This is a genomic window from uncultured Lamprocystis sp., assembly GCF_903933125.1.
GTDB lineage: Bacteria > Pseudomonadota > Gammaproteobacteria > Chromatiales > Chromatiaceae > Thiodictyon.
The window spans coordinates 1-6,895 of sequence record NZ_CAIZIZ010000456.1 but is presented as its reverse complement, the minus strand read 5'-3'; the positions used below and the strand labels follow the sequence as shown (position 1 = coordinate 6,895).

Here is a 6,895-nt window from a genome sequence, read left to right as displayed (position 1 = left end):
TGACCTGGCGCATGGGGTATCGAATGACGAAGTTTCATGGGTTCTGATTCGGTTTGGGGCCGAATGCCCCTGAGAAACCGGTGTCGTGTACATCTTGGCTTTTGCAAATCAGTTGGTTACGGATTTCACTCGCGCCCCATCGAGAGCGCGCGGCACCAACTTCGATCTTGGGGTCAGATTATAACAGATTGCGCACATTGATGTTTTGCGGTTTACTTTCAGGCACTATATAGATCCTTGAGAGCGAAGGCGAGCAGGGCGAGCCCGCCCGGTTGGCGGTCCGCGTCCCTGACCAGCCGGTTGGTCAGGGCGTCGACCAGCCGGACCGGCCGGGCCAGGGTGCGCCCCCGCACCGGACCCTCGATCATTTCGGTCATGGCCGCCGGGCCGGGGGCGCCGACGCCGTACTGGGCGCAGTCGTTGAAGGCGAGGCGCAGGCCGGGGTCTGCGATGCAGCGGTCCAGGAAATCCGACCGGATGGTGATCACCAGGCGCGGGTAACCGACCTGACCCAGGACCGGGAGCAGGGTATCCAGAAGGGCCTGCCGCTCGGCGTCCGCGATGCTGGTGAAGAGTTCCTCGAACTGATCGACGATCAGCAGCCAGCAGGCTCCGGCGGGTCGCCCGGCAAGCACCCGCCTGGTCAGTTCGGCGAGGCCCGCGGGGGTGGTGCGCAGGGCCGCCGCTTCCTGGTGCGAATCGCCGAGGCCGGGGATGCCGGCCGGCGCGAGGCTATAGACCAGATTCTGCAGGGGATCAAGGCGTGGCTGCGAAGGCTTCATCGCGGTGATCACCCAGCCCGCGGAACCGGCGATCGGGGTGCGGGCGGGGTCTTTGAGGGTGCCCCAGAGGCCGGCGCGGACCAGGGAGGACTTGCCGGACCCCGAGGCGCCGGCGACCACCAGCAGGCGCTTGCCCTGGGGCGTCTGCAGGCGCGCCAGCAGGTCCGCGGTCTCGGCGGTGCGGCCGAAGAAGATTGGCGCCTGGGTGTGGTCCAGGGCCAACATGCCGGGATAGGGGTCATGGGGCCAGTCGACCACGGGGCCGGAACAGCGCAGGCGCTCCCGCAGGCGGTCGAAGTCCGCTTTGACCCGGCCATCGGCCAGGCCCTCATCACGGAGCGCGCCAAGCAAGGCGCACAGGGGCGTCTCACCCTGTTCGGTGGGCTGGTCGAAGTCCCGGCAGGCGCGGATCAGCTCCGAGATCACCACCCCCGGTGCGCCGTCCCACTGCACCTCACCGATCACCTGGTGGTTCAGCAGGGCAAGAGACACCAGCGCCTTGAGCCGGCGCTGGTCTTTCAGTGGCTCGATCCGCTCCAGCAGGCGGCACAGATCGTTAAAGGTCGATTGGTCCATGAGCGCCAAGGATACCGCGATTGCACCCGGTGATTGCAGACGGTGCTCGTAAGCGAACGGGTAACCAGGTACCAGAAACTGCGAACTGGGCTAAGATCCGCTGATCCTCAACCGCTACCATAAAAAGCCCATGACCACCATCCGCGAGTCCGATTTCGTCCAGAGCATCGCCGACGCTTTGCAGTTTATCTCCTACTACCACCCGCGCGACTATCTCCAGGCGCTGGCTGCAGCCTACGAGGCGGAAGAATCCCCGGCCGCCAAGGACGCTATGGCCCAAATCCTGATCAACTCGCGCATGTGCGCCGAGGGCCATCGGCCGATCTGCCAGGACACGGGCTCGGTGGTGGTCTTTCTGAAGGTCGGCATGGCGGTGCGCTGGGACACGGGGCTGAGCATTCAGGAGATGGTCGATGCCGGCGTGCGGCTGGCCTATCAGCATCCGGACAATGTGCTGCGCGCGTCCATCGTGTCCCCGCCGATCGGCGCCCGCAAGAACACCGGCGACAACACCCCGGCAGTGGTTCATGTGGAGCTGGTGCCCGGCGATCAGGTGGAGGTGCGCCTCGCGGCCAAGGGCGGCGGGTCGGAGAACAAGTCCAAGTTCACCATCCTGAACCCGAGCGACAGTCTGGTGGACTGGGTGCTCAAGACGGTGCCGACCATGGGCGCCGGCTGGTGCCCGCCGGGCATGCTCGGGATCGGCATCGGCGGTTCGGCCGAGAAGGCGATGCTGATGGCGAAAGAGTCACTGCTGGGACATATCGATATCCAGGAACTCAAGGCCCGCGGTGCCGCCGATCCCATCGAGGAACTGCGCCTGGAACTCTATGAGAAGGTGAATGCGCTGGGGATCGGCGCCCAGGGGCTGGGCGGTCTGACCACGGTGCTGGACGTGAAGATCCTGAGCTTCCCCACCCACGCGGCCTCGCTGCCGGTCGCCATGATCCCCAACTGTGCCGCGACCCGACATCTGGATTTCACGCTCGCAGGCAGCGGTCCGGCTAAGCTTGAGCCGCCCCGCCTGACCGACTGGCCGACCATCGCCTACGACGCGACCGCCGGTGCCCGCCGGGTGAATCTGGACACGGTGACCCGCGATGAGATCGCGACCTGGCAGCCCGGCGAGCGCCTGCTGCTTTCCGGCCGGCTGCTGACCGGGCGCGACGCCGCCCACCAGCGCATGGTGAACCTGCTCAACAGCGGCGAGGGTCTGCCGGAAGGCGTGGACCTGCGCGGGCGCTTCATCTATTACGTGGGTCCGGTCGACCCGGTGGGCGACGAGGTGGTCGGCCCGGCCGGTCCGACAACGGCCACTCGGATGGACAAGTTCACCGAGCAGATGCTGAGCCAGACCGGCCTGATCGGCATGGTCGGCAAGGCCGAGCGCGGCCCCACGGCGATCGAGGCGATCCGCCGTCACGGCGCCGTCTATCTGATGGCGGTAGGCGGGGCGGCCTATCTGGTCGCCAAGGCGATCAAATCCTCGCGGCTGGTCGCCTTCGGTGACCTGGGGATGGAAGCGATCCGCGAGTTCGAGGTCGAAGACATGCCGGTGACGGTGGCAGTCGACAGCCGGGGCGAGTCGGTCCATACCACCGGCCCGGCGCAGTGGCAGGCCCGCATCGGCAAGATTGCGGTGGCTGTCGCAGGCTAAGGCAACTTCCGAAGAACTTCGTACCACGTCTGCTCTCCCTCCGGTGACCGGGACGACTCGACAGGAGGCCGACGCTTTAGCGGGCGGCGCCGCGTCCGGCTGAAGCCTCGACCTCCTGTCTGTCGTGCGGGTACAAAGTGATCTGGACTTCACTCATGGCGATTGCCGGAAAACCATTTTACAGATCAAGGATTTGACTGAAATCGCCTAAACAGTTTCACAGGAGCATCCGACCATGACCACCTACCCCGCCTTTCGCATCCATCATGACGCCGCCGGCCACCACGCCGGCCTTGAGGATTTGCCGAAGCCCACCCCCGCGGACGGCGAGGTGCTGATCCGGGTCCATTATTCGGGGGTCAACTACAAAGACGCCCTGGCCGGGACCGGGCGCGGCAAGATTCTGCGCACCTTCCCGCTGGTCGGCGGGGCCGATGCCGCCGGCGTCGTGGAGCAGTCGGCCCATCCCTGCTATCAGCCGGGCGACGCCGTGATCGTCACCGGCTGGGGCCTCACCTTCGACCATGACGGCGGCTTCGCGGGCTATCTCTGCTGCCCGGCGGAATGGCTGGTGCCCATGCCCGCCGGGCTCGATCCCCGCACGGCGATGATCCTGGGCACGGCCGGCTTCACGGCGGCGCTGGCCGTTCACCGCATGTTGACCAACGGGCAGGATCCGGCGCTGGGGCCGGTGCTGGTCACCGGTGCCAGCGGCGGGGTCGGCGCCATGGCGGTGGCGATCCTCGCGCGGCTCGGCTTCCAGGTGACGGCCATCTCCGGCAAGCCGGAACTCGCCGACTGGCTGCAGGGACTGGGCGCGACGCAGATCCTGCCGCGCGACGCGCTGGCGGAGGCCCGGCGCCCGCTGGAGCAGGCCCGCTGGGGCGGCGCGGTAGACAATGTGGGCGGTGAACTCCTGGCCCAGATCACACGCACCGTCGTCCCCGGCGGCAACATCGCAAGCATCGGGCTGGTCGGCGGGCATGAACTTCACACCACCGTCATGCCCTTCATCCTGCGCGGGGTCAGCCTGCTGGGATGCAATTCGGTCGACGTGCCCTACCCGCTGCGCAAATCACTCTGGGGGCACCTGGCCGCTGACTGGCAACCGCGGAATCTGGAGGGGCTGGCTTCGGAGACGGTCGGGCTCAAGGACCTACCCGAGGTATTCGAACGGGTACTCGCCGGGAAGACCCATGGGAGGGTGTTGGTGGCGATTTAAACCGCGTCCAGCGCGAAATGCGTAATCTTCATGGTGTGTTTGGCCCTGGGGATTTCACCAACCTCGGTGGAGACGCGGTTTAAAATTTTATACTTTTTAAAAATTTAGGTGATTTCCGGAATACCAGATACCACCCACCATCGGTTCGGATGTAGGTGCGACTTCAGTCGCACCGACCCGGACGCAGGTGCGACTGAAGTCGCACCTACACTGACCGCTATCCAAATTGTCGGAAATCACCTTAAACCGCGCCAGATCCAACAATCGTCGAGTCTGCCCGGCCCGATCCCATCCAAGAACATCACATACCGCGCTGGGCGCGGTTTAGCAGCCAGCTCAGGGCTCGATGCCCAGCGCATGCAAACGCTCGGCCAAACGTTCGGCCCGGTCGCGTTCCTGCTCTGCCCGCGCGGTCGCCTGTTCAGCACGAATCGACTCCTGCGCCGCACGTGCGCTGGCCTCCTCGGCGCGAGCGTCCGCCTCATCAGCGCGAGCGACCGCTTGTTCAGCCAAAGAAGCGGCCTGGCGCGCACGCTGCGCCAGTTCCACTGAACTGCGGAACGGCTGCCCCTGGGGATCGAATATCTCCAGCGTCTCACCGGTCAGGGCGAAACGGATTCCAAGCCGCGGGCTGGTCCAGCCCCTGAGATGGGACATCCGGCGCAACCGCCCATCCTGGCGCAGCCAGACCTCAAGGGTGTTGGGGGATGGGTCGTAGACGTAGTATTCCTCGACCCCGAAGGTGTCGTAAAAGGCGAGCTTGTCGGCCATTTCCATCGCACTGTTGGCCGGCGACAGAATCTCGAAGACGACCTGGGGGGCGATACCGCCCTCCTCCCATTGTTTGTAGGAACCGCGTCGGCCCTTCGGTCGGCCGATCGCGACCATCACATCCGGCGCCACCGGTCCGGAGATGCGGCGGTCGGGCACCGGATACCAGAAAAGATCTCCGGCGATGAACACATTGGGGTCCTGGGCGAAGAGAATTTCAAGATTTTCCTTGATCTTGACCAGCCACTCATACTGTTCGGTATTCTCCGCCATGGGCTGTCCATCGCTCTCCGGATAGGGGTCGTCGGGGTCGTAATGCGGGAGTGCATTCATCGGTTGAGTCCTCCTCTGGGGTCAGCCCAACCCGTAGCATAACGAAACCCCGAAGCCGATTTCCACCCGCGGGTTCCGGCCCATGTTCAAGCATCAGCCCTGGCGATGATGGCCCCGACCTCCGCATTGCGCATGTGGAGCAGCAGCCGCTTGGTCGGCGACAGGGTGCCGTAGCGATACCCCGGATGGGTGGCCTCGACCGTCAGCCCGGCTTGGCTGACCTTGTTCAACCAGGCGTGCAGCGAATGGAAACACACGCCGACCCCGGCGGTATTGGCACCCAAGCGCTGGGTGAAGGCCTTGAGCAAGCGGCTCGCGGTCAGCGTGTAGATCAGGCGCGACGGCAGATCGTCGATCAGCAGGCCGGGATAGTAATTCTCGAAGATCACCAGAATCCCGTCCGGTGCCAGCAGGTTGCGCGCATCGATGAGTCCCGGCAGTTGCAGCGCCTGGGTCTGCCGATAAGTATCCGCCACGAAATGGTGCAGAACCCAGTTGAAGAAGATGACGTCGAACCGGTGCCGCGGATCAAATGCGGCGCCCTGAAAGGTGCCGCTCACCAACGTCTTGGACGGACGCGGCAGATTGCGCTCGCGCAGCGTCTGGGAAGGCTCCACGATGACCCCTTCCGCCTGTGGATAGGCATCGAGCACCCGATCGGTAAAGATGCCATTGCCGCCGCCGACATCCAGAAAGCGCGACGGCCGCGCCAGGCGCGGCTCCAGATGGGGCTCGATCAGCGCCCACAACTGGGGGATCACATACTCGACGTCAAAGGCCTCGGTCTGCTGGTCAGCCAGGAGCCTGGGCGGGGTGGTGGTGGTCTGCACGCGGGGCCTCCGATTGCGGTCTGGTGTTGGTACCCTGGTACAAGATCGACTAAAAAGGAATTGATTTCCGCAAATGGACGCAAAAAAACGCAAAAAATCTGATAACAGGTTGATAAACAGATGTTTAGCCGCCTTTTCAGCGCGTCATTAAATCGATAAATATCAATCTGTTACGCTGTAAGTCCGACAAACCGCTAGCCAGATTATCGGCCCGCAGATGAGCGATCGGTCGATCCGAGACGGACTCGGCAAGATCACCAAGACGTGACCCAGATCACGGTTTGAGGATCTCTTCGAGTCTATACTGACAACGGTCTGTTTTCGACGCGTCGTGTTGACTTTTATAGCGTCTTTTTAGGTCTTGGTTCCTGACGTTCCGACCACGTAGGTCCCCAAGAGACGCTTGACACCGCCAGCCGGAGTCGGAATCAGACAGCGCGGTCCTCCGGGCTACAAGCGCTGGGTAGGATGTTTGGGTGTTAGTTTACTTGCCAGCAATTCCCGGCGAGCGTCTATTCAGTGTCGCTGATCAGTGCCGATCGTGAGGCATCATTCTCTGGCGCAGACACTACCCTCAACACGGTCCGCTGCTAAAATCGAGAATCACTAAGACAAACGCTGAAGTATCTTTTCAAATGAAAAACAGATGATCGGCAATCAGAGCATCACTAAGAAGTATTGTCGGGTTCGACGACTCTTGGCTGAAGCCGTGCGACCTGATGGC

At 63.6% G+C, this 6,895-nt stretch carries 5 protein-coding genes; 2 read left to right on the top strand and 3 right to left on the bottom strand.

What is annotated here, in order from left to right; translation table 11 throughout:
• Window positions 1-218: 218 nt before the first annotated feature.
• Complete coding sequence (locus QZY03_RS24830; RefSeq protein WP_295585603.1) at window positions 219-1,358, bottom strand: AAA family ATPase; 1,140 nt, start codon at window positions 1,356-1,358, stop codon at window positions 219-221.
• 130 nt (window positions 1,359-1,488) lie between these two features.
• On the opposite strand from QZY03_RS24830, the gene QZY03_RS24825 reads away from it, so the two are divergent.
• Complete coding sequence (locus QZY03_RS24825; RefSeq protein ID WP_295585600.1) at window positions 1,489-3,015, top strand: fumarate hydratase; 1,527 nt, start codon at window positions 1,489-1,491, stop codon at window positions 3,013-3,015.
• A gap of 235 nt (window positions 3,016-3,250) precedes the next feature.
• Window positions 3,251-4,237, top strand: coding sequence for a YhdH/YhfP family quinone oxidoreductase (locus QZY03_RS24820; RefSeq protein ID WP_295585599.1), 987 nt, complete (start codon window positions 3,251-3,253; stop codon window positions 4,235-4,237).
• A 336-nt stretch (window positions 4,238-4,573) separates the two neighbouring features.
• Here the strand turns inward: QZY03_RS24820 and QZY03_RS24815 are convergent, their stop codons facing one another.
• A complete protein-coding gene (locus tag QZY03_RS24815) occupies window positions 4,574-5,341 on the bottom strand; it encodes a Uma2 family endonuclease (protein WP_295585597.1) in 768 nt (255 codons plus the stop codon).
• An 86-nt stretch (window positions 5,342-5,427) separates the two neighbouring features.
• A complete protein-coding gene (locus QZY03_RS24810) occupies window positions 5,428-6,171 on the bottom strand; it encodes a methyltransferase domain-containing protein (protein ID WP_295585596.1) in 744 nt (247 codons plus the stop codon).
• Window positions 6,172-6,895 lie beyond the last annotated feature (724 nt).

Excerpts from the sequence above, each read along its gene's own strand:
- QZY03_RS24825 (WP_295585600.1), top strand. The coding sequence starts at position 1,489 with ATGACCACCATCCGCGAGTCCGATTTCGTCCAGAGCATCGCCGACGCT.
- QZY03_RS24815 (WP_295585597.1), bottom strand. The coding sequence starts at position 5,341 with ATGAATGCACTCCCGCATTACGACCCCGACGACCCCTATCCGGAGAGC.
- QZY03_RS24830 (WP_295585603.1), bottom strand. The coding sequence starts at position 1,358 with ATGGACCAATCGACCTTTAACGATCTGTGCCGCCTGCTGGAGCGGATC.
- QZY03_RS24820 (WP_295585599.1), top strand. The coding sequence starts at position 3,251 with ATGACCACCTACCCCGCCTTTCGCATCCATCATGACGCCGCCGGCCAC.